The following is a 24983-nucleotide window of genomic DNA, read 5'->3' on the forward strand; positions in this document are numbered from 1 at the left end:
GTCGAGTTCTGGCTACGCCTTCGCCGCCTTGCGTTCGGCATGCGCGGCTTCCCACACCTCGTGCGCGGCGTCCGCATTGAGGCAGGCGATGCCGACGCCGACGATCAGGTCGGGCCAGATCGAGTGCCACAGAAAGGCGCTGATCAGCCCTGCGGCGATGATCGCGAGGTTGGCAAACGCGTCGTTGCGCGCCGACAGGAACGCCGCTCTCGTCAGGCTGCCATGGTGATGCCGGACCCGCGCGAGCATGATCGCGCAGGAGAGATTCACGATGAGCGCACCTAAGCCGGTGATGGTCAGTGGCAGCGGCTCGGGGACGGCGGGCGTGAAGAACTTCTCGCCCGCGGTCCACAGCCCGGCGAGTGCCGGCACCAGCAGGACGACCGCGAGCACCATGCCGAGCCACGCGCGGGCCGGCGCGCTCCAGCGCAGCGCAAACAGGATGAGGAGATTGACCGAAGCATCTTCGAGGAAGTCGACGCTGTCGGCGAACAGCGACACCGATCCGATCGCGAGCGCCACCGCGAATTCGATGCCGAAATAGCCGAGATTGAGCAGCGCAACGGCGATCACCGCGCGCCGCACCGCGGTCGTTCGCGGATCGTCAGTGATGTCGTCAACCGCCATTGGATGCCGCCAGTCGCTCAGCTTCCGCCAGATCCTCGGCGGTGTTGGCATTGAAGAAGGGATCGAGCGGTGTCGTCGGCCAGGTCACGGTCGCGAGCCTATAGCGCGCGGTGAAGCGGTCGATCTTCCTGATGTCCTCGACCACCAGCGCGTGACGCAGCTGATCGCGCAAGGATACTTTCCACAGCCCGATCACCGGATGCGACTGGCCGTCCGATGCCGCCACGGCGAGCTCGGTGCCGTCGGCGCATACCGCGGCGTGCAGCCGCGTCACCAGATCCCGCGGCAGGAATGGGCAGTCGCCGGCTGCGCTCAGCATCCATGGTGCGGACGGCAGGTTGGCTGCGACCCAGTCCAGCCCGGCGAGGATTCCTGCCAACGGTCCGGGAAAGTCGGTGACGCTGTCCGCCACGACCGGCAGGCCGAACGCTGCAAAGCGGGCGGGATCGCCATTGGCATTGAGGATCAGGCGGCTGCATTGCGGCGCAAGCCGCGCGATCACGCGCTCCAGGATGGTGCGGCCGGCGATGACGCGCATCGGCTTGTCGCCGCCGCCCATCCGCCGCGCCAGCCCGCCGGCCAGCACCACGCCCGGAATGTCCATCGCGGTCATGGATTCAGTCATCGCCGCCTTCGCCCTTGCGCCGGTGTTTGGCCGATTCTTCTTCGACATAGGCCAGATCCTGGTCGTAGACGATCCGCTCCGCGCCCGAAAGCGCGATGAAGCGTTTGCCCCTGGTACGACCGACCAGGGTCAGCCCGACCTGGCGCGCGAGGTCGACGCCCCACGCCGTGAATCCGGAGCGCGACACCAGGATTGGAATGCCCATCCGCACCGTCTTGATCACCATCTCGGAGGTCAGCCGGCCCGTGGTGTAGAGGATCTTGTCGGCGGGATCGACGCCGTGGCGGAAGAGCCAGCCTGCGATCTTGTCCACGGCGTTGTGACGTCCGACATCCTCGGTGTAGCAGATCGGCGTGCCTTGCTCGCACAGCACGCAGCCATGGATCGCGCCGGCCTCGAGATAGAGCGAAGGCATCGTGTTGATGGTCTGCGTCATCTGATAGAGCCACGAGGTACGCAGCTCGGCCTTGGGCAGCACGATGCTCTCGATCGCCTCCATCAGGTCGCCGAAGGCGGTGCCTTGCGCGCAGCCGGACGTCTGCGTGCGCTTCTTCAGCTTCGCTTCGAAATTGGTGTGATGTTCGGTGCGCACGACCACGACCTGCAGATCGTCGTCATACTCGACCTCGGTGACGACGTCGTCGTATTTCAGCATGTTCTGATTGAGCAGATAGCCGAGCGCCAGATAGTCCGGATAATCGCCGATGGTCATCATCGTGACGATCTCCTGGGCGTTCAGGTAGAGCGTCAGCGGCCGCTCCACCGGCACCTTGATTTCGACCCGCGCGCCGGTCTGGTCGATGCCGCTGACGCGCTCGGTCAGCCGCGGATCGCTTGGGTCAGGCAGGATGCGCGGGGCGGGGGATCTTTCGAGTTTCACCATAGTCTCAGCTTAGCATGACAAGGCGATCCCGCCGATATAATGATGGCTCCGGGCGCGAAGCAGCGCTTGCTCGTCATTGCGAGGAGCGCCAGCGCCGAAGCAATCCAGATCTTCTCCGCGGAACCATTCTGGATTGCTTCGGCGCTGATGCGCCTCGCAATGACGGGAAGCTTCGGAGCGAACCGGTTGCGGAGTAGACAAGACATGAACGTGATTGGCCTCGCCGGCTGGAGTGGTGCCGGCAAGACCACCCTGCTGACCCGCGCGATTCCGTATCTGAAAGCGCAGGGCCTGCGCGTGTCCGTGATCAAGCATGCCCACCACAGATTCGATGTCGACGTGCCCGGCAAGGATTCCTGGCGGCATCGGGAGGCAGGGGCGGAGGAGGTCCTGGTGTCTTCAGCCGCGCGCTGGGCCTTGATGCATGAGTTGCGCGGTGACGCGGAGCCCGCGCTCGCCGACCTGCTGGCCAAATTGTCCCCGGTCGATCTCGTGGTGGTCGAGGGCTACAAGGCCGATCCGCATCGCAAGATCGAGGTGCATCGCGCAGCCAACGACAAACCGCTGCTGTTCCCGAACGACCCCGCCATCATCGGGATCGCCAGCGATGCCGCGATCAAAACGTCGCTGCCGACCGTCCATCTCGACGACATCCCGGCGATTGCAGCATTGATGTTGCAGGCGGCAATGCCGGTCGCCGACATCATTGCGATGGCCCGACATTAAGAGGCAGAGACATCATGGCGCAGCTCTCCGACGATTGTTTTGCCTTCGGCGGCCCCTTGATGTCGATCGACGATGCCGTCGGCATCATCACAGCGAGAGTGAGCGCGGTCTCGGAAACCGAGACCGTGCCGCTGATCGCGGCCGATGGGCGCATCCTTGCCGGCGATGTGGCGGCGCCATTGCCGCTGCCGCCATTCACGAATTCGGCCGTTGACGGTTACGCGGTGCGCGCGGCCGATCTGCCGGTCGGACGTGAGGCGACATTCGCAGTCGCGGGGCGCGTTGCCGCCGGCAGCGTGGCGGCAGCTCCCATTGTGGGCGCGCACGCCGTGCGCATTTTCACCGGTGCGCCCATGCCTGACGGCGCGGACACCGTGTTCATGCAGGAGGATGTGGGCCTCGCCGACGACGGCCGCGTCAGGCTGCCTGCCGGGTTGAAGCCGGGCGCCAATGTGCGTCCCGCAGGCGAGGACATCGCGGCCGGCGCCGTCGCACTCAAAGCAGGCCTACGCCTGAACCCGCAACATCTGGCGGTGGCCGCCGCCTTTGGCCTGCCGGCGCTGACCGTGCGGCGCCGCATCCGGGTGGCGGTGTTTTCCACCGGCGATGAACTGGCCTCACCCGGCGCTTCGCGCGGGCCGGCGCAGCTCTACGATTCCAACCGCTTCATGCTGATGGCGATGTTGAAACGCCTCGGCTGCGAGGTGTCCGACCTCGGCATCTTCAGCGATGAGCGGGCGCCGCTCGCAACGTCCCTGCGCGACGTCGCTGCCCGGCACGATCTGCTTCTGACCACCGGCGGCGTCTCGACCGGCGAGGAGGATCACGTCAAAGCTGCGGTCGAGAGTGTCGGCTCGCTGGTGCTGTGGCGGATGGCGATCAAGCCGGGACGTCCGGTCGCGATGGGCATCATCTCGGGTACCCCGTTCATCGGCCTGCCCGGCAATCCGGTGGCGAGTTTTGTCACCTTCGTCCACGTGGTCCGGCCGACCGTGCTGGCCCTTGCCGGCGGCCTGCCGGAGGTGCTCATGCCGATGCCGGTGCGCGCCGCCTTCAGCTACAAGAAGAAGGCCGGCCGCCGCGAATATGTTCGCGTGACCTTGCGCAAGGCGGCGGATGGCTCGTTCGAGGCGACCAAGTTCCCACGCGAGGGCGCTGGCCTCCTCTCGTCCCTGATCGAGACTGACGGGCTGGCAGAACTCGGCGAGGAGATCATCAAGGTCGAGCCCGGCCAGAGCGTCGGCTTCCTCTCTTATGCCGAACTGATTTGAAGGCGCGTGCTCCGCCATGCGCAATTTGGGCCACGGCCTTTTCGGCCGTCGGTTGACGCTGCGGTCTTGCTTCGCCATGGTCCGCCGATGACAACGACGATGCTCGATCTCAAGGGCTTGAAGTGCCCGCTGCCGGCGCTGAAGACCCGCAAGGCGCTGAAGCCCCTCAAGCCTGGTGACCGCCTCGAAGTGCATTGCACCGATCCCTTGTCGGTGATCGATATCCCGAATCTGATTCGTGAGACCGGCGACAAGGTCGAAATCGCCGAGCGCAGCGAGCGGCAGATCGTGTTCCTGATCGAGAAATGCGATCGTGCGCAGGTTGGCTGATCGCATCTTTGTTACCCGGGCGGGCTGGGTTTCGCCCTGCTCCTGACATCCTGGCGGCGTCAAACTCGCACTGTGCCAGCGTGGTAGAGCCGCTCGAGATTGGGATAGCGCGACACGTAGAATCAAACTACCAACGTCTGGCCCGCGGTTCCATTTGAGATTCGGATGATTTGATCGAGAACTCGAATGACTCGCGTCATTCGGTCGCACCTTTGCCTGCAGCTGTTAGTGGCGAACTAATGATTTGCACGCGCTGCAACGTAACAATGAGCAATGTTTGTTGCTGCGCCGCGACGAATCTACGTTGTTTGTTTCGATATCAGCTTTTGCGACTCGACATCTTCCGCGGCTTCTGCACCAATCACGGTTTCTCCGCAGAGGTTGCGGAGGATCAGTCATGCCCGTTGTGAATCGAGGCGGAAGCAAACCCCGACACAATGATGGCAGGCGGCATAAGAGGTCGGCAGGGGTGTTATGCGTGTCGAAGCCGACCTTGGGGCCTTGTGCATCGCGACATGTCGTGGTGCATCCATTACGGACGGCCGCGACTGACCGCGTTGATTCAAATCAAGGGGACTGAAGATGGGACTTAGCCTTGGGACGGGCGCAAGTAGGGGAGGTTTGAATGGCTAGCGTTGAGAGTGCTGGAACCATGGTCGAGGAAAGCCCGGGAATTTTTGACCGCGAGCATACCGTCGCCAAGGCCGGCTTTAATCGGTGGCTGGTGCCGCCTGCGGCGCTATGCATCCATTTGTGCATAGGCATGGCCTACGGTTTTTCCGTGTTCTGGCTACCGCTGTCGCGGTCGATCGGCATCACCCAGACCAAAGCCTGCCCGGACATGTCGCTGGTCGAGGAGCTGTTCACCACGACCTGCGACTGGAAGGTCGCGAGCCTGGGGTGGATGTTCACGCTGTTCTTCGTGCTGCTCGGCGTCTCCGCTGCGATCTGGGGCGGCTGGCTCGAGCGCGCGGGTCCGCGAAAAGCGGGTGCGGTTGCAGCATGCTGCTGGGGTGGTGGCCTGCTGATCGCTGCGTTCGGGATCTATATTCACCAGCTCTGGATCATGTGGCTCGGCGCCGGCGTGATCGGCGGCGTCGGGCTTGGCCTCGGCTACATCTCGCCAGTTTCGACGCTGGTGAAGTGGTTCCCGGACCGGCGCGGCATGGCGACCGGCATGGCCATCATGGGTTTCGGCGGTGGCGCCATGATCGGTGCGCCGCTGGCGAACCTGCTGATGAACTACTTCAAGACTCCGACCTCGGTCGGCGTCTGGGAGACCTTCGTCGCGATGGGCGTGATCTACTTCATCTTCATGATGATCGGCGCCTTCGCCTATCGCGTGGCTCCGGCCGGTTGGCAGCCAGATGGCTGGACACCGCCGACGACCAAGAAGGCGATGATCTCCGAGCACCATGTCCATCTGCGGGATGCTCACAAGACGCCGCAGTTCTGGCTGGTCTGGTGGGTGCTGTGTCTCAACGTGTCCGCCGGCATCGGCGTGATCGGCATGGCCTCGCCGATGCTGCAGGAGATCTTCGCCGGCAAGCTGATCGGCCTGCCCGACGTCAGCTTCAACCAGCTCGACGCTGCGCAGAAGGCAACGATCGCGGGGATCGCGGCCGGCTTTGCCGGTCTGCTGTCACTGTTCAACATCGGCGGCCGTTTCTTCTGGGCGTCGCTGTCCGATCACATCGGCCGCAAGAACACCTACTACTGCTTCTTCCTGATCGGCATCGTGCTCTACGCGCTGGCGCCGACCTTTGCGGCAATGGGCTCGAAACTGCTGTTCGTGGGAGCGTTCGCCGTCATCCTGTCGATGTATGGCGGTGGTTTCTCGACGGTGCCGGCCTATCTCGCCGACCTGTTCGGAACCCAATTCGTGGGTGCCATTCACGGCCGGCTGCTGACGGCGTGGGCGACGGCCGGCATCATCGGCCCTGTCGTGGTGAACTACATCCGCGAGTTCCAGCTGGCTGCCGGCGTGCCGCGCGACCAGCTCTATAACTCGACGATGTACATTCTCTGCGCCATGCTGCTCGCCGGCCTGATCTGCAATTTCCTGATCAAGCCGGTCGATCACAAGTGGAACATGAGCCCGGAGGAAGTCGCCCGGTATCAGGCCGAGACCGCCAAGACCGAAGCTGGAATCCAGCACGGCTCGTTCGGCATCGGCAAGGGCGGCCTCGACGCCAAGGCCGGCCTGTTCTGGCTCTTCGTCGGTATCCCGTTGTTGTGGGGTGTCTGGAAGACCTTGGAAAGCGCGGTCAAGATTTTCTGATCGCCTTGCGTTATTGATTGCGGGACGCGCCAGCCCGGCGCGTCCCGCATTTTTTTTGCGCCATTGTTGATGAATGATTTTAGGGGGGTCGAAATGTCTCGGCTTTGGATTTGTTGTCTTGCCAGCGGTGCTGGTCGCCAATCCGCTTTCGACCGGCTTTGCCCAGACGGCGCCGGCTGCTGCGGCCGCCTCCGATGGCGCGAAGCCGTCGCGCGTGAAGCTGTCGATGCAGAGGCTGAAGGAGATGAAGGCCAAGTGGAGCGCGAACAGGCCGAAGCTGAAGGCCTGCCGGAAGCAGGTCAAGGCAAAGGGTCTCCTGGGCGACGAACGCTGGTTCTATATCGAGGATTGCACGAGCAAGGGCTGAGGCTCGGCCCGCATCAGCCGCGGGCGGAAATGGGTTCCCTCGTTTCCGCTCATGGAGCGATGACCTCGTAAATTGCGAGTTGCACTTGCCTCTGGCATGCCAGGGATTAGAGTGGCCTAAAGATTTCAGGGAATGAAGCGCTAATGGCTCACGATGTGCATCAAGTTCGTGCCTTCGACCATCCAGGAGAGGGCCGCCGGCGAGCCAAGGCCACGCCGAAAGGCCGGCAGGTCGATCCCACCGCCGCGCATGAGATCGTGGAGTTGCTCGGCGAACGCCCGCGCCGGCGCGATCTTCTGATCGAGCACCTGCACCTGATCCAGGACACGTATCGTCAGATTTCGGCGGCGCATCTGGCCGCCCTCGCCGACGAGATGAAGCTGTCCTTTGCCGAAGTGTTCGAGACCGCGACCTTCTATGCGCATTTCGACGTGGTGAAGGAAGGCGAGCCGAACCTGCCGCCGCTCACGGTCCGAGTTTGCGATTCCTTGAGCTGCGCCATGATGGGCGGCGAGCAGCTGCTGGCCGATCTCCAGGCCCAGGCCGGTCCCGGTATCCGCGTCGTGCGCGCACCCTGCGTTGGCCTGTGCGACTGCGCGCCGGTGGCCGAGGTCGGGCATCATTTCGTGCACCAGGCCACGCCGGCCGAGGTGCTGGCGACCGCCGCCCGCGACGACAGTCACCCGCATATCCCCGACTATATCGACTACGGAGCCTATGTCGCTGGCGGCGGCTACAAGTTGCTGAACGACCTGCGCGCCGGCCGCGTCAGCCGCGATGACATCCTGAAGGTGCTGGATGATGCCAGCCTGCGTGGGCTCGGCGGTGCTGGCTTCCCGACGGGGCGCAAATGGCGCGCGGTGCTCGGCGAGCCTGGACCGCGGCTGATGGCGGTCAATGGCGACGAGGGCGAGCCGGGCACCTTCAAGGACCGGCACTATCTCAACAGCGATCCGCACCGCTTCCTCGAAGGCACCCTGATCGGCGCCCATATCGTCGAGGCGGGCGAGGTCTACATCTACATCCGCGACGAGTATCCGGCGGCACGCGAGATCCTCGCGCGGGAGATTGCCAAGCTGCCGCCGGGCGGCCCGGTGCTGCATCTGCGCCGCGGCGCCGGCGCCTATATCTGCGGCGAGGAATCCTCGCTGCTGGAGAGCATCGAGGGCAAGCGCGGCCTGCCGCGGCACAAGCCGCCTTACCCGTTCCAGGTCGGCCTGTTCGGTCTGCCGACCCTGATCAACAATATCGAGACCTTGTGGTGGGTGCGCGACCTCGTCGAGAAGGGCGCGGGCTGGTGGACCAGCCATGGCCGCAACGGCCGCAAGGGACTGCGCAGCTATTCGGTGTCGGGGCGCGTCAAGAATCCCGGCGTCAAGCTGGCGCCGGCCGGCATCACCGTGCGCGAGCTGATCGATGAGTTCTGCGGCGGCATGGCCGACGGCCACAGCTTCTACGCCTATCTGCCGGGCGGCGCCTCCGGCGGCATCCTCCCCGCATCGATGGACGACATCCCGCTCGATTTCGGCACGCTGGAGAAATATGGCTGCTTCATCGGTTCGGCCGCGGTGATCATCCTGTCGCAGCACGACAGCGTGCGGGCAGCCGCGCTGAACCTGATGAAGTTCTTCGAGGATGAGAGCTGCGGCCAGTGCACGCCGTGCCGGGTCGGCACCCAGAAGGCGGCGCTATTGATGCAACAGCCGGTCTGGAACCGGGCTCTGCTCGACGAATTGAGCCAGGCGATGCGCGATGCTTCGATTTGCGGGCTCGGCCAGGCCGCCTCGAACCCGCTGACCTCGGTGATCAAATACTTCCCCGACGAATTCAAGGACGCAGCCGAATGACCGCGATTCTGTTCGAGCTCGATGGCGTCAACGTCGAAGCCAAACCTGGCGAGACGATCTGGCAGGTCGCGCAGCGTCAGGGCAAGGAGATCCCGCATCTCTGCTACTCGCCGGCGCCGGATTATCGCCCAGACGGCAATTGCCGCGCCTGCATGGTGGAGATCGAAGGCGAGCGCGTGCTCGCCGCCTCCTGCAAGCGCACGCCGACCGTCGGCATGAAGGTGAAGACGGCGAGCAGCCGTGCCGTTGCCGCGCAGAAGATGGTGATGGAGTTGCTGGTCGCCGACCAGCCGGCGCGCGAGACCTCGCACGATCCGGATTCCAAGTTCTGGCATTGGGCGGAAAAGACCGGCGTCACCGAGAGCCGCTTCCCCTCCGTGGAGCGGTGGCAGGCCGACCCGAGCCATCCGGCGATGCGCGTCAATCTCGATGCCTGCATCCAGTGCGGCTTGTGCGTGCGCGCCTGCCGCGAAGTGCAGGTCAACGACGTCATCGGCATGGCCTATCGCAATGCCGACGCCAAGATCGTGTTCGATTTCGACGATCCGATGGGCGAATCCACCTGCGTCGCCTGCGGCGAATGCGTGCAGGCCTGCCCGACCGGCGCGCTGATGCCGGCCGTGATGCTGGACGACAAGCAGACCCGCGTCACCTATGCCGATCGCAAGGTCGATTCGCTGTGCCCGTTCTGCGGTGTCGGCTGCCAGGTCACCTATCAGGTCAAGGACGAGAAGGTGATCTATGCGGAAGGGCGCGACGGTCCGGCCAATCACAACCGGCTCTGCGTCAAGGGCCGCTTCGGTTTCGACTACATCCACCATCCGCACCGGCTGACCAAGCCCTTGGTGCGGCTGCCGAACGCCAAGAAGGACGCCAACGACCAGGTCGATCCGGCCAATCCGTTCACGCATTTCCGCGAGGCGAGCTGGGACGAAGCGCTCGATATCGCCGCCAAGGGTCTCGTCAAGATCCGCGACGAGAGGGGAGCAAAGGCGCTGGCCGGCTTCGGCTCGGCCAAGGGCTCCAATGAGGAAGCCTATCTGTTCCAGAAGCTCGTGCGCACGGGTTTCGGCTCCAACAATGTCGACCACTGCACGCGGCTCTGCCATGCCTCCTCGGTCGCCGCGCTGTTCGAAGGTCTGAGCTCCGGCGCAGTGTCGGCGCCGTTTGCGGCCGCCGCCGATGCCGAGGTGATCTGGGTGATCGGCGCGAACCCGACCGTGAACCATCCGGTCGCCGCGACCTATATCAAGAACGCGGCCAAGCGCGGCGCCAAGCTCTACGTCATGGATCCGCGGCGGCAGGTGCTGTCGCGCCATGCCACCAAGCATCTCGCCTTCAAGCCGGGCAGCGACGTCGCGATGCTGAACGCGATGATCAACACCATCATCACGGAGGGCCTGACCGACGAGCAGTACATCGCGGGCTACACCGAAGGCTATGACGAGCTGAAGGCGAAAATCCAGGAGTTCACCCCCGAGCGCATGGCTCCGGTCTGCGGCATTCCCGCGGAAACGCTGCGCGAGGTCGCACGGGCCTACGCCACTGCCAAATCCTCGATCATCTTCTGGGGCATGGGCATCAGCCAGCATGTCCACGGCACCGACAATGCGCGCTGCTTGATCGCGCTGGCGCTGATCACCGGCCAGGTCGGCCGTCCCGGTACCGGTCTGCATCCGCTGCGCGGGCAGAACAACGTGCAGGGCGCATCGGACGCTGGCCTGATCCCGATGTTCTTTCCGGACTATCAGCCAGTCGGCCGCGCCGACCTGCGCGGCGCCTTCGAAAAGCTATGGGGACAGGAGCTCGACCCCGTGCGCGGGCTCACCGTGGTCGAGATCATGAACGCGATCCACGCCGGCGAAATCCATGGCATGTATATCGAGGGCGAAAATCCGGCGATGTCGGATCCCGACCTGCAGCACGCCCGCGAGGCGCTGGCGAAGCTCGACCATCTCGTGGTGCAGGACCTGTTCGTCACTGAGACTGCTTTCCATGCCGATGTGATCCTGCCGGCATCTGCCTTCGCGGAGAAATCCGGCTCCTTCACCAACACTGATCGCCGCGTGCAGCTGGCGCGCGAGGTGATCAAGCCGCCGGGTGATGCCCGTCAGGATCTCTGGATCATCCAGGAGATCGGCAAGCGGATGGGTCTGCCGTGGAACTATTCCGGACCCGGTGAGGTGTTCGCCGAGATGGCCGAGCTGATGCCGTCGTTGAAGAACATCACCTGGGAGCGGCTGGTGCGCGAGGGCGCGGTGACCTATCCGGCCGACGATCCGAACAAGCCCGGCAACGAGATCATCTTCACCACCGGCTTCCCGACCGAAAGCGGCCGCGGCAAGATCGTGCCGGCGCACATCATCCCGCCGGACGAGGTGCCCGACGACGAGTACCCGATGGTGCTGTCGACCGGGCGCGTGCTCGAGCATTGGCACACCGGATCGATGACGCGCCGCTCCAACGTGCTCGACCAGATCGAGCCGGAGGCGGTCGCCTTCATGTCGCCGAAGGACATGCGGCGCCTGCAGGTGGTGCCGGGCGATTTCATCCGGCTGGAGACCCGCCGCGGCGCGGTCGAGGTCAAGGTGCGCTCCGACCGCGACGTGCCCGAGAACATGGTGTTCATGCCGTTCTGCTATGCGGAAGCCGCCGCCAATCTCCTCACCAATCCCGCGCTCGATCCGTTCGGCAAGATCCCGGAGTTCAAGTTCTGCGCGGTCCGCGTCGCGCGCGCCGAGCTGCGCAACGCGGCCGCGGAGTAGCCCGCCGGGCGCGCGCAGGCAGCGCTTATGAGTTTCCTATGAGGGACGGCCGGACGCCGTCTCGCATTCCTACGCCGATCATGTCCATCGTTCCTCTCTGCTGGCACGTCGTTATGCGCCGGCGTCAGGAGACTGGCCATGACTTCGATCGATCTGCACGTCGGTACCGCGCGCGGCTTCGGCAAGGGCAGTGCGGCGCCGCTCGCTCGTACCATCAGCCGGATTCGCGCCGCCTTCAGAACGATCCATGCGGCGATTGCCGCGGCGAAGATCCGGCGGCTGCGCAACGAGCTGATGTTGCGCGGCAGCCCTGCCGGCGCGCCCTCGATTGTCCCTGATCCGATCCGGCAGCCTCAGGTGCCGCTGATCCTCTCTGACAAATGGGATTTCTGAAGTGATCGATGCGCCCGGGATATCCGGGCGCATCGCAATTCTGGTTTAAGCCTGCGCGCGGATATTGCAGGCAGGCGCGTCGGCGATCTCCTGAGAGAGAAGCAAGGCGTTCGCCTTGGCCACGGTGGTCTTGGCCTCCTCATCCAACGCGACCAGCGGCAGCCGCACATCCGGGCGCATCAGGTCTTGCAGGCTCAAAGCATATTTGAGCGCCGCGGGCGTATCGCTTGCAAGAGCTTCGACCATCGGCAGCATCTGCCGATACAGCCGTCGTGCCGCGCGCCAGCGCGCCCGCTGACCATACGCAAGCATCGCGGCGCATTGATGTGGCGCAATGTTCATGACCTGGGAGATGCAGCCGTCGCCGCCTGCGGCGATGAACGGCAGGGCCGTTGCATCATCGCCGGATAGGAGCCGGAAGCCGGCCGGGAGCAGCGAACGCAGCCGCGCCGTACGCATGATATCCCCGGTGCCGTCTCGCAGGCCGACGAACTGGCTGGACTGCGCGAGCCGGGCCAGCGTGTCGTCGGACAGCCCGCGCGCGGTTCGCGCGGGACAGTCGTGCAGGATGATCGGCAGTGCTGTGGCTGCGGCCACGGCGCGGAAATGCGCGTCAAGTCCTTCCTGCATGGGCCTGTTGTAGTAAGGCACCACCGAGAGGATTGCGTCCGCGCCTGCGGCGGCGGCCTGCTTTGTGTTTTCCACCGCAAGGCCGGTGGAGTTCGAGCCGGCGCCGGCGATGACATGGACGCGCTTGCGCGAGGCCTCGACGGCCGTGCGGATGATCGCGTCGCGTTCGGCGGGAGTGAGTGTCGCGGCTTCGCCGACGATATCGCACACCACGATCGCGAGGGCGCCGGCCTCGATCTGCCGCTCGCAAAGCCTGCCGAGAGCCGCGAGGTCGACCGTACCCTCGGCATCGAACGGCGTCGGGATGTCTGGAATATAGCCTGCCAGCCATCTGGCCGGATGGCCGCCCCAACGATAGCTGGTGACTTGCGACGTCATGCGACGGGCCGTTTGCCGGCGCCGAACAGCATTCCGATCGGCGCGAGCCGGCCTTGCGTGTCGAGTTCGATCGTGCGGTGCAATTCGACGATGGTCTCGGGATGATGGCCGTTCTCGAACAGCGCATATTTCATGGCCTCGGCGCGGCTGACGAACAGGCCGCCATAGAGGCCGTTCTGCTCCTGGGCGACCCATTGGCCGCTCCTGTTCCTGCCAATGAAGACGAGGGCGGCAGCGGATTGATTGTGCGAGGGAGGTTCGACGAATTTCACGGAAATGGTCCTTTCAGCTGCGGCGCGCGAATCCCTTGCGAGATCCGTGGCTGTGGTCGTTCAAATATCGAAGGGGGTGGATAGGAATTCGAGACGGCGCGACGGTCGACGTCATAAGCGTCGCGTATAGGGCGCGCCTCAGGAGGCCGTCAGCTGGTTCAATTCCATGACGCCGCAATAGAGTGCGGTATAGGCAACCATCTCATCCCAATGGTTCAGCCCGGCGGTGAAGACGCGCTCGCGCCGCATCGTGCCAAGCACGGCGCAGAGGATGATCGTCATCCACAGCAGCGCAGCGAGGCTGCGGCCGAAGCTGATCGTGCCGAACGCGGCGAAGACCAGCAGGATGGAGGTTCGTACGACGAAGCGAAGCACGACCCGTAGCGGCGAAAGCTCGGTCGATGTGTCTGCAGTTGGCACCACTGCTTTCCCCGGGGTCGCTAAGCGAAGTTGTCACAGCAGAAGGGCATCGTCGCAGCGCCTGCGTCGGCAGGTGGCACATGCGGGGCGCTCCTCGGCTCGCTGGATCCGCGGGCCTCCAAACAGGCCTCGAGAACCGCCAGCGCGAGGTCGGCATGCCGGCCCTCGACCGAACGGTCGAGCCAGTCGGGCAGCTCGCGCATGCGCGACAATGCGCAATGCCACTCGCCGGCGTCGTAGGCGATCCGGCGCAGCTGCCATTGCGGCAATTCCAGCGCGATCAGCTCGAGGGCGGCGTCGATCCGGGCGCCCGACCTCATCAGGTCTTCGATCCGCGCTCTGCGATGGTCACGCTCCAGGGCAGGCGACTCGCGCCTCGAGCTGCCGAGGATGTCGTCCATCAGGGCCGATGTCGTCGCGGCGACATCATGTCCGGCAAGTTCCTGATATCTGCTCGCAAGCGACATGACGTCGTCCCGAAGGTCATATTGCTGCAGCCCGCTTCGGACTGCGCCCGGCAGCATGGCAAGATCGCCGTAGGAAAACGAGATGATCGCCGGGCGCCGGATATAAATGCCGCATAGGCAGAGGAGGGCAGAGGTGATCCGTTCCCACGCGTTGTTCGCAGCGAAGGCTAGAGGTCTGCGGCGGTCGGCCCTTATGGTTTCGTGTGACTTGCGGCGCTTGTGCTTTAGGTCCCACACGCGCCAAAAAGCCGGTTTCTGCGGTGTTTCCAAGCCGATCTTCCGGTTCAGCTCTCCCAGTATAAATCTTGTTTCGTTTTTTCGGAAATGTGCTATGCTTGTTTCGTCCTGTTTCGTCGGAGGGGCGTACGCGTCGTCACGAACGTGAGGCGGGATGCGGTGGACGTGGTTGCTTGCGATGAGACGAGCGCAAGGATCGCGGACGTGAAGTCGTGTCGTCCTGGCGCCCCGGTGCTGGCGCCAAGTTGGCGGCGATGCTCAGTGCATCGTGCCGATGACGGGGGCAAGAAAGCCGGTCCCCGGGGAGAACTCGTATAAGCGTTAAAACCATCGCGCAGGGAATGCCGGTTGATCGGCGGAACCTGTGGTGACTGCCGCCTGCTATTTTCTTTGCAGGCGGGCCATGGGTGAGGCCTTCACCCGGCATTCCCTGCTCCCTCTGAATCAAGGGGGGATCATCTCAAAACCTCGGACGCCTGGCGCCGCGAGAAGGTGAGCGTGTGGCTGCACGCGGTACCGAGGTCAGCCAAGCGCCGACCGTCTTTATGAGATTCCTATAAGTTTGCCGCGGGCACCGTCTCGAAAACCTATGTCTCCAATGGCACTTCCGGGCGACGGATCCGGGCGTAGCAGAAGCGACCCGCGATTGATCCATCGCAACGCTGCTCGTCCGGATCAGGGCAGCTTTGTGCGCTGCCTATTCCGCGCACGACCTGGAGCAAACCATGCTTGACATTCTGATGCTGGCGCTTGCCGCCGGCCTGTTCGCACTGGCGATCGGCTACACCTACGCCTGCGAGCGGCTTTAGAGGAGGCGAGCCATGATGTTCGACTATTCGCTTGCGGCCGCCGTCTCGCTCGGCCTTCTCGTTTACCTCACTTACGCGCTGCTGCGGCCCGAGCGGTTCTGACCGCTTACGACCTGCGCAATCAAGGGCACCTTCCATGACCGCTATCGGCTGGATTCAAATCCTCCTTTACTGCGCGATCGTCATCGCGCTCACAAAACCGCTCGGCTGGTACATGACCCGCGTGTTCTCGGGCGAGCGCACCTTTCTCTCGCCGGTGCTGCGCCCGGTCGAGTCCGCGATCTACTGGATCAGCGGCGTCGATGAGCGGCGCGAGCAGCACTGGCTGACCTACACAGTCGCAATGCTGCTGTTCCACGTCGGCGGCTTCCTGATCATCTACGGCGTGATGCGGCTGCAGGCCGTCCTGCCGTTCAATCCCGCGGGGCAGTCGGCGGTCGCCGAGGATCTGTCGTTCAACACCGCAATCAGCTTCCTCACCAACACCAACTGGCAGAACTACGGCGGCGAGAGCACGGTTTCCTATCTCGTGCAGATGCTGGGCCTGACCCATCAGAACTTTTTGTCGGCGGCGACGGGTATCGTCTTGGCGATTGCGCTGATCCGCGGCTTTTCGCGGGCCTCCGCCCGCACGGTCGGCAATTTCTGGGTCGACGTGACGCGCTGCACTCTCTACGTGCTGCTGCCGATCTGTGTCGTCTACACACTGTTCCTGGTCTGGCAGGGCATGCCGCAGACACTCGGCGACTATGTCGAGGCGACCACCCTCGAGGGCACCAAGCAGACCATCGCGGTCGGCCCGGTCGCCTCCCAGGTCGCGATCAAGATGCTCGGCACCAATGGCGGCGGTTTCTTCAATGCCAATGCGGCGCATCCGTTCGAAAACCCGACTGCACTATCGAACTTCGTGCAGATGATCTCGATCTTCGTGCTCGGTGCGGCGCTGACCAACGTGTTCGGCCGCATGGTCGGCAACCAGCGCCAGGGCTGGGCCATCCTCGCCGTCATGGGCGTGCTGTTCGTCGCCGGCGTGTTCGTGACCTATTGGGCCGAGGCCAACGGCACCACCACGCTCGATGCGCTGGGACTGACCGGCGGCAACATGGAAGGCAAGGAAGTCCGCTTCGGCATCGTTGCGTCCTCGCTGTTCGCCGTCATCACCACGGCGGCATCCTGCGGTGCAGTCAATGCGATGCATGACAGCTTCACCGCGCTCGGCGGCATGATCCCGCTGATCAACATGCAGCTCGGCGAGATCATCGTCGGCGGCGTCGGCGCTGGGCTCTACGGCATGCTGCTGTTCGTGGTGCTCGCGATCTTCGTGGCGGGCCTGATGGTCGGTCGCACGCCGGAATATGTCGGCAAGAAGATCGAGGCGCGCGAAGTGAAGATGGCGATGCTGGCGATCCTGGTTCTGCCCTTGATGTATCTCGGCTGGTCCGCGGTCGCCGTGGTGCTGCCGTCAGCCGTCGCATCGATGGCCAATGCCGGCCCGCACGGCTTTACTGAAGTGCTCTATGCCTACACGTCGGCGACCGCCAACAACGGTTCCGCTTTCGCCGGTCTGACAGGCAACACCTTCTTCTACAACCTGACGCTTGCCAGTGCGATGTTCGTCGGCCGCTTCTTCATGATCATCCCGGCAATGGCGATTGCCGGCTCGCTGGCGGGCAAGAAGTCGATCCCGCCCTCGGCAGGGACGTTCCCGACCACCGGCGGCCTGTTCGTCGGCCTCGTCGTCGGCGTCATTCTGATCATCGGCGGCCTGACCTTCTTCCCGGCGCTGGCGCTCGGGCCGATCGTCGAGCATCTCGCGATGAACGCCGGCACCTTATTCTGATCGGGCTCTTTTCGGAGTGACTTCCATGGAAGCTGTTCACAAGACCAACAAGCGGATGCCGGTCGCCACGATGCTGGATCCGAAAATCGTGACGCCGGCGTTCGCTGCAGCGTTCGCCAAGCTCGATCCCCGGCTCATGATCAAGAACCCCGTGATGTTCGTGGTCGAGGTCGTGGCTGCGCTGACCACCGTGATCTTCCTGCGCGATCTCGTCACCGGAGGAGCCAATCTCGGCTTCACCTTCCAGATCATCCTCTGGCTCTGGTTCACGGTGCTGTTCGCCAATTTTGCGGAAGCCGTGGCCGAGGGCCGCGGCAAGGCGCAGGCGGACTCGCTGCGCAAGACGCGCTCCGAGAGCCAGGCCAAGCTCTTGACCGGCATCGACCGTACCTATCGGCTGGTACCGGGCACCAGCCTCAAGGTCGGCGACATCGTGCTGGTCGAAGCCGGCGATACCATTCCGTCGGACGGCGAGGTGATCGAAGGCGTTGCCTCCGTGAACGAGGCCGCCATCACCGGCGAGTCGGCTCCCGTGATCCGCGAATCCGGCGGCGATCGCTCGGCCGTGACCGGCGGCACGCAGGTGCTGTCCGACTGGATCCGGGTCAAGATCACGGCGGCGCAAGGTTCGACCTTCATCGACCGCATGATCCGGCTGGTCGAGGGCGCAGAGCGGCAGAAGACGCCGAACGAGATCGCGCTGAACATCCTGCTGGCAGGGCTGACCATCATCTTCGTGTTCGCCACCGTGACGATCCCGAGCTACGCCGCCTATGCGGGCGGCTCGATCTCGGTGGTGGTGCTGGTCGCGTTGTTCGTCACCCTGATCCCCACCACCATCGGTGCGCTGTTGTCGGCGATCGGCATCGCCGGCATGGATCGCCTGGTCCGCTTCAACGTGCTGGCCATGTCGGGCCGCGCGGTGGAAGCCGCCGGTGACGTCGATACGCTCCTGCTTGACAAGACCGGAACGATCACGCTCGGCAACCGCCAGGCGACCGCCTTCCGTCCGGTGCGCGGGGTCGGCGAGCAGGAACTGGCGGACGCCGCTCAGCTCGCCTCGCTGGCCGATGAGACGCCGGAGGGCCGCTCCATCGTGGTATTGGCCAAGGAGAAATATGGCTTCCGTGGCCGCGACATGGCCGAGCTCGGCGCCACCTTCGTGCCGTTCACGGCGCAGACCCGCATGAGCGGCGTCGATGCCGGCGGCTCCTCGGTCCGCAAGGGCGCGGTCGATGCGATCCTGAACTATATCGGCGGCGGAGCGACCCAGCTCGCCTCCGGCAATACGGTCCGGGCGATTCAGCCGACGCCCAATTCGGACGTGGCGCGCGAGGTGCAGGCGATCGCCGACGAGATCGCCAAGACCGGCGGTACGCCGCTGGCGGTCGCCAGGGATGGCCGGCTGCTCGGGGTCGTGCAGCTCAAGGACATCGTCAAGGGCGGCATCCGCGAGCGTTTCGCCGAACTGCGCCGGATGGGCATCCGCACAATCATGATCACCGGCGATAACCCGATGACCGCAGCGGCCATCGCGGCCGAAGCCGGAGTGGACGACTTCCTGGCGCAGGCAACGCCTGAAGACAAGCTGAGGCTGATCCGTGACGAGCAGGCCAAGGGCAAGCTGGTGGCGATGTGCGGCGACGGCACCAACGACGCACCCGCACTGGCGCAGGCCGATGTCGGCGTTGCCATGAACACCGGCACGCAGGCCGCGCGCGAGGCCGGCAACATGGTCGACCTCGATTCCAATCCGACCAAGCTGATCGAGGTGGTCGAGATCGGCAAGCAGCTTCTGATGACGCGCGGCGCACTGACGACGTTTTCGATCGCCAACGACGTCGCCAAGTATTTCGCGATCATCCCGGCGATGTTCCTGGCGTTCTACCCGCAGCTCGACGTGCTCAATGTCATGCATCTGGCGAGCCCGCAGAGTGCGATCCTGTCAGCGATCATCTTCAACGCGCTGATCATCATCGCGCTGATCCCGCTGGCCCTGAAGGGCGTCGCCTACCGCGCCATCGGCGCCGGCGCGCTGCTCGGCCGCAACCTGATGATCTACGGGTTAGGCGGCATCATCATTCCCTTCATCGGCATCAAGGCGATCGACCTGATCGTGACCGCCTTGCACTTAGCCTAAGCGACAACCGTCATGGCGAGCGAAGCTATCAATACGTCCACCGTCATTCCGGGGCGCCTCGAAGAGGCGAGCCCGGAATCTCGAGATTCCGGGTTCGATGCTGCGCATCGCCCCGGAATGACGAAGCAGGTGGTCTGGATTGCTTCGTCGCTTCGCGCCTCGCAATGACGGAAACAAATAGGAGACACGACAATGCTCAGAGAAATCCGTCCCGCCATTTTCGTTCTGCTGGCGCTGACCTTGATCACCGGGCTGATCTATCCGCTCGCCATGACCGGCATCGCCGGCGCGGTCTTCCCGGCCCAGGCGGGCGGCAGCCTGATGATGCGCAACGGTCAGGTGGTCGGCTCAGCCCTGATCGGGCAGGAGTTCAAGGACGACAAATATTTCCACGGCCGTCCGTCGGCGACGACGGCGCCCGACCCGAACGACTCGACCAAGACAGTGCCGGCGCCCTACAACGCGGCCAATTCGGGCGGCTCCAATCTCGGGCCGACCAGCAAGGCGCTGGCCGATCGCATCAAGGACGATGTCGAGAAGCTGAAGGCGGAGAACCCGTCGCAAGCCGTGCCCGTCGATCTCGTCACGACCTCGGCGAGCGGGTTGGACCCGGACGTCTCGCCGGGCGCCGCGCTCTTCCAGGTGCCGCGGGTGGCGAAGGCGCGCAACCTGCCCGAGGACAAGGTCCGCGCATTGGTTGTCCTGAACACGCAGGGCCGCTTCCTCGGCCTGCTCGGCGAGCCCCGTGTCAACGTGCTGGCGCTCAACCTGGCTCTCGATACCGCAGCGGCCAAATGACTGGGCTGAACCGTAGGAGCCGCAAGGCGTCGGGCTTGGCGTGACGGGGCGCTCATCTATAATGCGTCATGGCCAGTCAACGCCGCGATCCTGATCAACGTCCCTCGCCGGACGCGCTGCTTGAAGCCGCCCGGCGGGAGGACAGTCCTGCCGGGCGCCTCAAGATTTTTGTCGGCGCGGCGCCCGGCGTCGGCAAGACCTACGAGATGCTCTCCAGCGCGCAGGCCAAGCTGAGGGCCGGCGTCGATGTGGTCATCGGTTTCGTCGAGACTCACGGCCGCGCCGAGACCGAGGCCCTGGTCCAAGGGCTGGAGGTGATCCCGCGTAAGCGTATCGCCTACAAGGATCAGGTCCTGGAGGAGATGGACCTCGATGCGGTGATCGCGCGGCGCCCGCAGCTCGCGCTGGTCGACGAGCTCGCCCATACCAACGTGCCCGGCAGCCGCCATCCCAAGCGCTACCTCGATGTCGAGGAGCTTCTGTCGCATGGCATCGACGTCTATACCGCGGTCAACATCCAGCATATCGAAAGCCTCAACGACGTCGTCGCACAAATCACGCATGTGCGGGTACGAGAGACCGTTCCTGATTCCGTCTTGGACCGCGCCGATGCGATCGAGCTGATCGATCTCACGCCCGATGACCTGATCCAGCGGCTGAAGGAGGGTAAGGTTTATGTCCCCAGGCAGGCCGAGCGCGCGCTGGAGCATTATTTTTCGCCGGGTAATCTCACGGCGCTGCGCGAACTCGCGCTGCGCCGGACCGCCGAGCGGGTCGACGAGCAGCTGCTCACCCATATGCAGGCAAACGCGATCGCCGGCCCGTGGGCCGCTGGCGAGCGCATTCTGGTCTGCGTCAGCGAGGATCCCCGTGCGGCCGGGCTGGTCCGCTATACCAAGCGTCTCGCCGACCGCGTGCATGCGCCGTGGACCGCGATCACGATCGAAACCCGGCGCACCCTGCAGCTCTCCGATGCAGAGCGCGACCGGCTGGCCGATACGCTCCGCCTTGCTGAATCGCTCGGAGCGGAGGCGCTGGCCATTCCTGCCGGCGGGCGCCATATCGCTGACGATCTCATCAGCTTCGCCCAAGCCAACAATGTCACCCAGATCGTCATCGGCAAGTCCAGTCGCTCGCGCCTGTTCGAGATCATAAGAGGCTCGGTGGTGCACGATCTGGTTCGGCAGGCTGGCAACATCAGCGTTCATGTGATCGCGGGCGACGCGCTGCCGAGCAATGCGAGCACATCGGTGCAGACGCGCGCTCGCAGCGAGCCGTTTCAACCGCGGCCCTATCTGATGGCGGCGCTGATCACGGCGATCGGTCTTGGCGTCGCGGAGCTGATCCAGCCCGGCTTCGGCGTCGAGAATGTCGATCTGGTGTTCCTGACCGCGGTGGTCGGCGTCGCGGCGCGCTACGGCCGATGGCCGTCGCTGCTGGCGAGCGTGCTCGCCTCGCTCTGCTACAATTTCTTCTTCCTGCCGCCGATCTACACCTTCACGATCACCGACCCGACCAACATCGCGGCGTTCTTCTTCTTCATGCTGATCGCGATCCTGGTGTCCAATCTGGCCTCGCGGGTGCGCGTGCAGGCGGATTCCGCGATCGGCCGCATCCGCACCACCGAGCAGCTCTATGCCTTCAGCCGCAAGCTCGCGGGGACTGCGACACTCGACGACGTGCTGTGGGCGACCGCCTACCAGGCAGCGCTGATGTTGAAGGTGCGCGTGGTGCTGCTGCTTCCGCAGGACGGCAAGCTGACGGTGATGGCGGGCTATCCGCCGGAGGACCAGCTCGACGACGCCGACCTTGCGGCGGCGAGTTGGGCCTGGAGCAACGATCGCGCGGCAGGCCGTGGCTCGGACACGTTGCCCGGCGCCAAGCGGTTGTTTCTGCCGATGCGCACCGGCCGCGGATCGATCGGTGTCATCGGTATCGATGACGACCGGACCGGGCCATTGTTGACGCCGGATCAGCGGCGCCTGCTCAATGCGCTGGTGGACCAGGGGGCGCTCGCGATCGAGCGCGTGCTCCTGGTCGAGGACATGGACAAGGTCAAGCGCACGATGGAGCAGGACCGGCTGCGCTCGGCGCTGCTGACCTCGATCTCGCACGATCTGAAGACGCCGCTGGCCTCGGTGCTCGGCGCCGCCTCGACCATGCGCGACCTTGCGGCGCGGTTGACCGACAAGGAGAAACTGGACCTGCTCGCGACTGTGATCGATGAGTCCGAGCGTCTCAACCGCTTCATCGCCAATCTGCTCGACATGACCAAGCTGGAATCCGGCGCGATCATACCCAATACCGCGCCGCATGATCTCGGCGAGATCGTCGGCAGCGCGCTCCGCCGCGCCAGCAAGATCCTGGCCCACCACAAGGTCTCGTTGGAGCTTGCCGCCGATCTGCCGATGCTCGAGCTGGATGCCGTGCTGTTCGAACAGGTCTTGTTCAATCTGTTGGATAACGCCGCCAAATATTCCCCGTCGGACACGCTGATTGCCATTCGCTCGCGCCGGGACGAGCAATGGGTGGTGCTCGACATCTGCGACGAAGGCGAGGGGATTCCGCCGGGCGAGGTCGAGCATGTCTTCGACAAATTCTATCGTGTGCAGAAGGGCGATCAGGTCCGCCCAGGCACGGGGCTCGGGCTCGCCATTTCGCGGGGGTTCATCGAGGCCATGCATGGCCGGATCTCGGCCGGCAATCGCCCAGATCGCAGCGGCGCGATGCTGACGATCCGATTACCCATCCCGGCGCTGCTCAAATCGTTGGATACCGCGGCATGACGGGTGCGCCGACCAAAGTCCTCGTGATCGACGACGAGCCGCCGATCCGCAAGCTGCTCCGGATGGGGCTGAGCACCCAGGGGTATGAGATCCTGGAGGCGCCGAACGGCAGAAGCGCATTGGAGCTGCTCGCGCAGCATCCCGCGCTGATCATCCTCGATCTCGGCCTGCCCGATATCGACGGCCACGAGCTGCTGCGAACGATCCGGAGCCGCAACGACAGCGTGCCGATCGTGGTGCTGTCGAGCCGCGGCGACGAGGCGGGCAAGGTGCAGGCGCTCGACCTCGGCGCTGATGATTATGTGACAAAGCCGTTCGGCATGGATGAGCTGCTCGCCCGTCTGCGCGCCGCGCTGAGGCATCAGCTGCAGGTCAAGGGCGAGCGTCCGGTGTTTCGCACCGGCGATCTCTCGGTCGACCTGGTGCGCCGCATCGTCAAGGTCGGTGAGCGCGAGATCAAACTGTCGCCAAAGGAGTACGACCTGCTGCGTGTTCTGGTCCAGCACGCCGGCAAGGTGCTCACCCATCGTTTCCTCTTGAAGGAGCTGTGGGACGAGCTGACCGATGCGCAATACTTGCGCGTCTATGTGCGGCAGCTGCGGCAGAAGATCGAGGCCGACCCGGAGCGCCCTCATTATGTGCTCACCGAAACCGGAATCGGCTATCGGCTGCGCGCGCCGGATCAGGACCACGTATGACAGCTCGACAGAGCTTATCGGGAACCTTCTGCAAGCCTCGTGATTGCTTTGGTGCCACAGGAGATTATTTTCATGGCACGCACAGCACGAAAATATTCCAAGGGAGCATCCGCCAAAGTCGGGCGCGCGATGAAGAAGCGCAAGGCCGGCACGTTGAGAAGCGGCCGTTCGGGACGCAAGGTGAAGAGCCGCAAGCAGGCGATCGCCATCGGTTTGTCCGAAGCGCGGCGCGAAGGCAAGAAGGTACCGAAGAAGAAGACCGCCAGAGCGTCATCAAAGAAGTCCAGCAAGAAGACTACCAAGAAGCGAGGCTCGAAGCGCTGAGAGCGAAATCCTCTCGGCCGTCATTGGGCGGACCGATAGCTGCGAAGCAATCCAGTTGCTATCGCGACCCAACTGGATTGCTTCGCTTCGGGGAATAGCGACTTCGGGAGAGCGATCCACAGGCGTCTTACCCCGCCCGCCGCTGCTGCGCGGTCGAACGATGCGATTTCTTCGCGGAGCGACGCTGCGCGCGCGGTCGTCGGGCCGGCGCGCGCGAAGGCTTGGCTGCGTGCTTGCCTTTCAGGCTTCGTTTCAACGCATCCATCAGGTTGATCACGTTGCTCGGCCGCTCCTCGGGCGCGGGCAGCTTGATCGGCTTGCCGGCGGCCTTGCGCTTCACCAGGGCCTTCAGCGCGGTCTCGTAGTCGTCCTTGAATGTCGACGGATCGAAATGCGCGGCCTTGGTCTGGAGGATATGGCCGGCGAGCTCGACCATATCCTTGCTGATCCTCGGGCTTTTGATGTCATCGAAAAACTCACCCTCGTCGCGCAGCTCGTAAGGAAAGCGCAAAGTGGTACCGAGCATGCCTTTGCCGAGCGGCTCGATCGCGATGACGTGCTCGCGGTTGGTCAGGACGATCCGCGCCAGCGCCACGCGATCCTGGTCCTTCATGGCGTCGCGGATTACCGCGAAGGCGTCGAGCGCGGCCTTGCCGTCGGGTGCGATATAATAGGGGTGGTTGAGGTACCGCTGGTCGATCTCGCGCCTGGGCACGAAGCTGTCGATGTCGATGGTGTGGTTGCTCTCGATCTGGACGGCCTCGAGCTCCTCCGGCTCGACCTCGACATACCGTCCTTTCGAGAGCTCATATCCGCGGCCCTTCTGCTCACCCTCGACGATGTCACCGGTCTCGGCATCGATCATCTGCTGCTTGAGGCGGTTGCCAGTCTCGCGGTTGATCAGGTGAAAGCGGGTCTTCTCGGTCGATGTCGCGGCGGGATAGAGGACAATCGGGCAGCTCACCAGCGACAGCTTGAGTGTCCCTTTCCAATAGGCGCGAGGGGCCATGATGTCTCTCCCGGGAAGGCTCGGCGCGGATCGGGAACCCCAACTGATCTCAGGGGTTTT

24 protein-coding genes are annotated in these 24983 nt (G+C 64.3%); 16 read left to right on the forward strand and 8 right to left on the reverse strand.

Annotated elements, in window-relative coordinates; translation table 11 throughout:
* Positions 1–12 precede the first annotated feature (12 nt).
* From QX034_RS18240 to QX034_RS18250, 3 genes are read right to left on the reverse strand one after another with little or no spacing between them, the layout of a single operon-like run.
* A complete protein-coding gene (locus QX034_RS18240) occupies positions 13–627 on the reverse strand; it encodes a cation transporter (RefSeq protein ID WP_315701133.1) in 615 nt (204 codons plus the stop codon).
* Positions 617–1252, reverse strand: a complete 636-nt coding sequence (mobA, locus tag QX034_RS18245; RefSeq protein ID WP_315701132.1) for a molybdenum cofactor guanylyltransferase MobA — start codon at positions 1250–1252, stop codon at positions 617–619. The genes QX034_RS18240 and mobA overlap by 11 nt, the downstream gene beginning before the upstream one ends.
* On the reverse strand, positions 1245–2135 hold the full coding sequence (locus QX034_RS18250) for a formate dehydrogenase accessory sulfurtransferase FdhD (RefSeq protein WP_315701131.1): 891 nt from the start codon (positions 2133–2135) through the stop codon (positions 1245–1247). The genes mobA and QX034_RS18250 overlap by 8 nt, the downstream gene beginning before the upstream one ends.
* A gap of 204 nt (positions 2136–2339) precedes the next feature.
* Between QX034_RS18250 and mobB the strand changes: the two genes are divergently transcribed.
* From mobB to QX034_RS18290, 8 genes are all read left to right on the forward strand, one after another.
* Positions 2340–2861 carry a molybdopterin-guanine dinucleotide biosynthesis protein B gene (gene mobB / locus QX034_RS18255; protein WP_315701130.1) on the forward strand — a complete coding sequence of 174 codons (522 nt, stop codon included), beginning with the start codon at positions 2340–2342 and terminating at the stop codon, positions 2859–2861.
* Positions 2862–2875: 14 nt separating this feature from the next.
* The gene (gene glp / locus QX034_RS18260; RefSeq protein ID WP_315728525.1) at positions 2876–4132 is read left to right on the forward strand and encodes a gephyrin-like molybdotransferase Glp; all 1257 of its coding nucleotides are present in this window, start codon (positions 2876–2878) and stop codon (positions 4130–4132) included.
* A gap of 87 nt (positions 4133–4219) precedes the next feature.
* Positions 4220–4462, forward strand: coding sequence for a sulfurtransferase TusA family protein (locus QX034_RS18265; RefSeq protein WP_315701128.1), 243 nt, complete (start codon positions 4220–4222; stop codon positions 4460–4462).
* Positions 4463–5087: 625 nt separating this feature from the next.
* Positions 5088–6743 (forward strand): OFA family MFS transporter, encoded by a 1656-nt coding sequence (locus QX034_RS18270; protein ID WP_315701127.1) that lies wholly within the window; start codon positions 5088–5090, stop codon positions 6741–6743.
* A gap of 73 nt (positions 6744–6816) precedes the next feature.
* Positions 6817–7110 (forward strand): hypothetical protein, encoded by a 294-nt coding sequence (locus QX034_RS18275; RefSeq protein WP_409997785.1) that lies wholly within the window; start codon positions 6817–6819, stop codon positions 7108–7110.
* 143 nt (positions 7111–7253) lie between these two features.
* A complete protein-coding gene (locus tag QX034_RS18280) occupies positions 7254–8957 on the forward strand; it encodes an NADH-ubiquinone oxidoreductase-F iron-sulfur binding region domain-containing protein (RefSeq protein WP_315728523.1) in 1704 nt (567 codons plus the stop codon).
* The gene (fdhF, locus tag QX034_RS18285) at positions 8954–11722 is read left to right on the forward strand and encodes a formate dehydrogenase subunit alpha (RefSeq protein WP_315701124.1); all 2769 of its coding nucleotides are present in this window, start codon (positions 8954–8956) and stop codon (positions 11720–11722) included. The genes QX034_RS18280 and fdhF overlap by 4 nt, the downstream gene beginning before the upstream one ends.
* Positions 11723–11860: 138 nt before the next feature.
* A complete protein-coding gene (locus QX034_RS18290) occupies positions 11861–12115 on the forward strand; it encodes a hypothetical protein (RefSeq protein ID WP_315767226.1) in 255 nt (84 codons plus the stop codon).
* 45 nt (positions 12116–12160) lie between these two features.
* On the opposite strand, the gene dapA is transcribed toward QX034_RS18290, so the two are convergent.
* The 4 genes from dapA to QX034_RS18310 form a co-directional block, all read right to left on the reverse strand.
* Positions 12161–13123 carry a 4-hydroxy-tetrahydrodipicolinate synthase gene (gene dapA, locus QX034_RS18295; RefSeq protein WP_315701122.1) on the reverse strand — a complete coding sequence of 321 codons (963 nt, stop codon included), beginning with the start codon at positions 13121–13123 and terminating at the stop codon, positions 12161–12163.
* A complete protein-coding gene (locus QX034_RS18300; protein WP_315701121.1) occupies positions 13120–13395 on the reverse strand; it encodes a hypothetical protein in 276 nt (91 codons plus the stop codon). The genes dapA and QX034_RS18300 overlap by 4 nt, the downstream gene beginning before the upstream one ends.
* A 138-nt stretch (positions 13396–13533) precedes the next feature.
* Positions 13534–13818, reverse strand: coding sequence for a hypothetical protein (locus QX034_RS18305; protein WP_315701120.1), 285 nt, complete (start codon positions 13816–13818; stop codon positions 13534–13536).
* 17 nt (positions 13819–13835) lie between these two features.
* Positions 13836–14552 (reverse strand): hypothetical protein, encoded by a 717-nt coding sequence (locus QX034_RS18310; RefSeq protein ID WP_316195654.1) that lies wholly within the window; start codon positions 14550–14552, stop codon positions 13836–13838.
* A gap of 653 nt (positions 14553–15205) precedes the next feature.
* Here QX034_RS18310 and QX034_RS18315 point away from each other — a divergent pair.
* From QX034_RS18315 to QX034_RS18350, 8 genes are all read left to right on the forward strand, one after another.
* Positions 15206–15328, forward strand: coding sequence for a hypothetical protein (locus QX034_RS18315; protein ID WP_315701118.1), 123 nt, complete (start codon positions 15206–15208; stop codon positions 15326–15328).
* Between the two features lie 12 nt (positions 15329–15340).
* Positions 15341–15430 carry a K(+)-transporting ATPase subunit F gene (locus QX034_RS18320; protein WP_315701117.1) on the forward strand — a complete coding sequence of 30 codons (90 nt, stop codon included), beginning with the start codon at positions 15341–15343 and terminating at the stop codon, positions 15428–15430.
* 34 nt (positions 15431–15464) lie between these two features.
* Positions 15465–17168, forward strand: a complete 1704-nt coding sequence (gene kdpA / locus QX034_RS18325) for a potassium-transporting ATPase subunit KdpA (RefSeq protein WP_315701116.1) — start codon at positions 15465–15467, stop codon at positions 17166–17168.
* Between the two features lie 25 nt (positions 17169–17193).
* A complete protein-coding gene (kdpB, locus tag QX034_RS18330; protein ID WP_315730070.1) occupies positions 17194–19308 on the forward strand; it encodes a potassium-transporting ATPase subunit KdpB in 2115 nt (704 codons plus the stop codon).
* 192 nt (positions 19309–19500) lie between these two features.
* Complete coding sequence (locus QX034_RS18335; protein WP_315701113.1) at positions 19501–20106, forward strand: K(+)-transporting ATPase subunit C; 606 nt, start codon at positions 19501–19503, stop codon at positions 20104–20106.
* 68 nt (positions 20107–20174) lie between these two features.
* A complete protein-coding gene (locus QX034_RS18340) occupies positions 20175–22892 on the forward strand; it encodes a sensor histidine kinase KdpD (RefSeq protein WP_315767227.1) in 2718 nt (905 codons plus the stop codon).
* Entirely contained in the window at positions 22889–23590 is a 702-nt protein-coding gene (locus QX034_RS18345) for a response regulator transcription factor (RefSeq protein WP_315701111.1), read from the forward strand. The genes QX034_RS18340 and QX034_RS18345 overlap by 4 nt, the downstream gene beginning before the upstream one ends.
* Before the next feature lie 72 nt (positions 23591–23662).
* Positions 23663–23914 carry a DUF6496 domain-containing protein gene (locus tag QX034_RS18350; RefSeq protein ID WP_315701110.1) on the forward strand — a complete coding sequence of 84 codons (252 nt, stop codon included), beginning with the start codon at positions 23663–23665 and terminating at the stop codon, positions 23912–23914.
* Positions 23915–24041: 127 nt separating this feature from the next.
* Here QX034_RS18350 and QX034_RS18355 read toward each other — a convergent pair whose 3' ends face one another.
* On the reverse strand, positions 24042–24923 hold the full coding sequence (locus QX034_RS18355) for a Ku protein (RefSeq protein ID WP_316195656.1): 882 nt from the start codon (positions 24921–24923) through the stop codon (positions 24042–24044).
* Positions 24924–24983 lie beyond the last annotated feature (60 nt).

The sequence above is a fragment of the Bradyrhizobium sp. SZCCHNR3119 genome, from assembly GCF_032487775.1.
Lineage (GTDB): Bacteria > Pseudomonadota > Alphaproteobacteria > Rhizobiales > Xanthobacteraceae > Bradyrhizobium.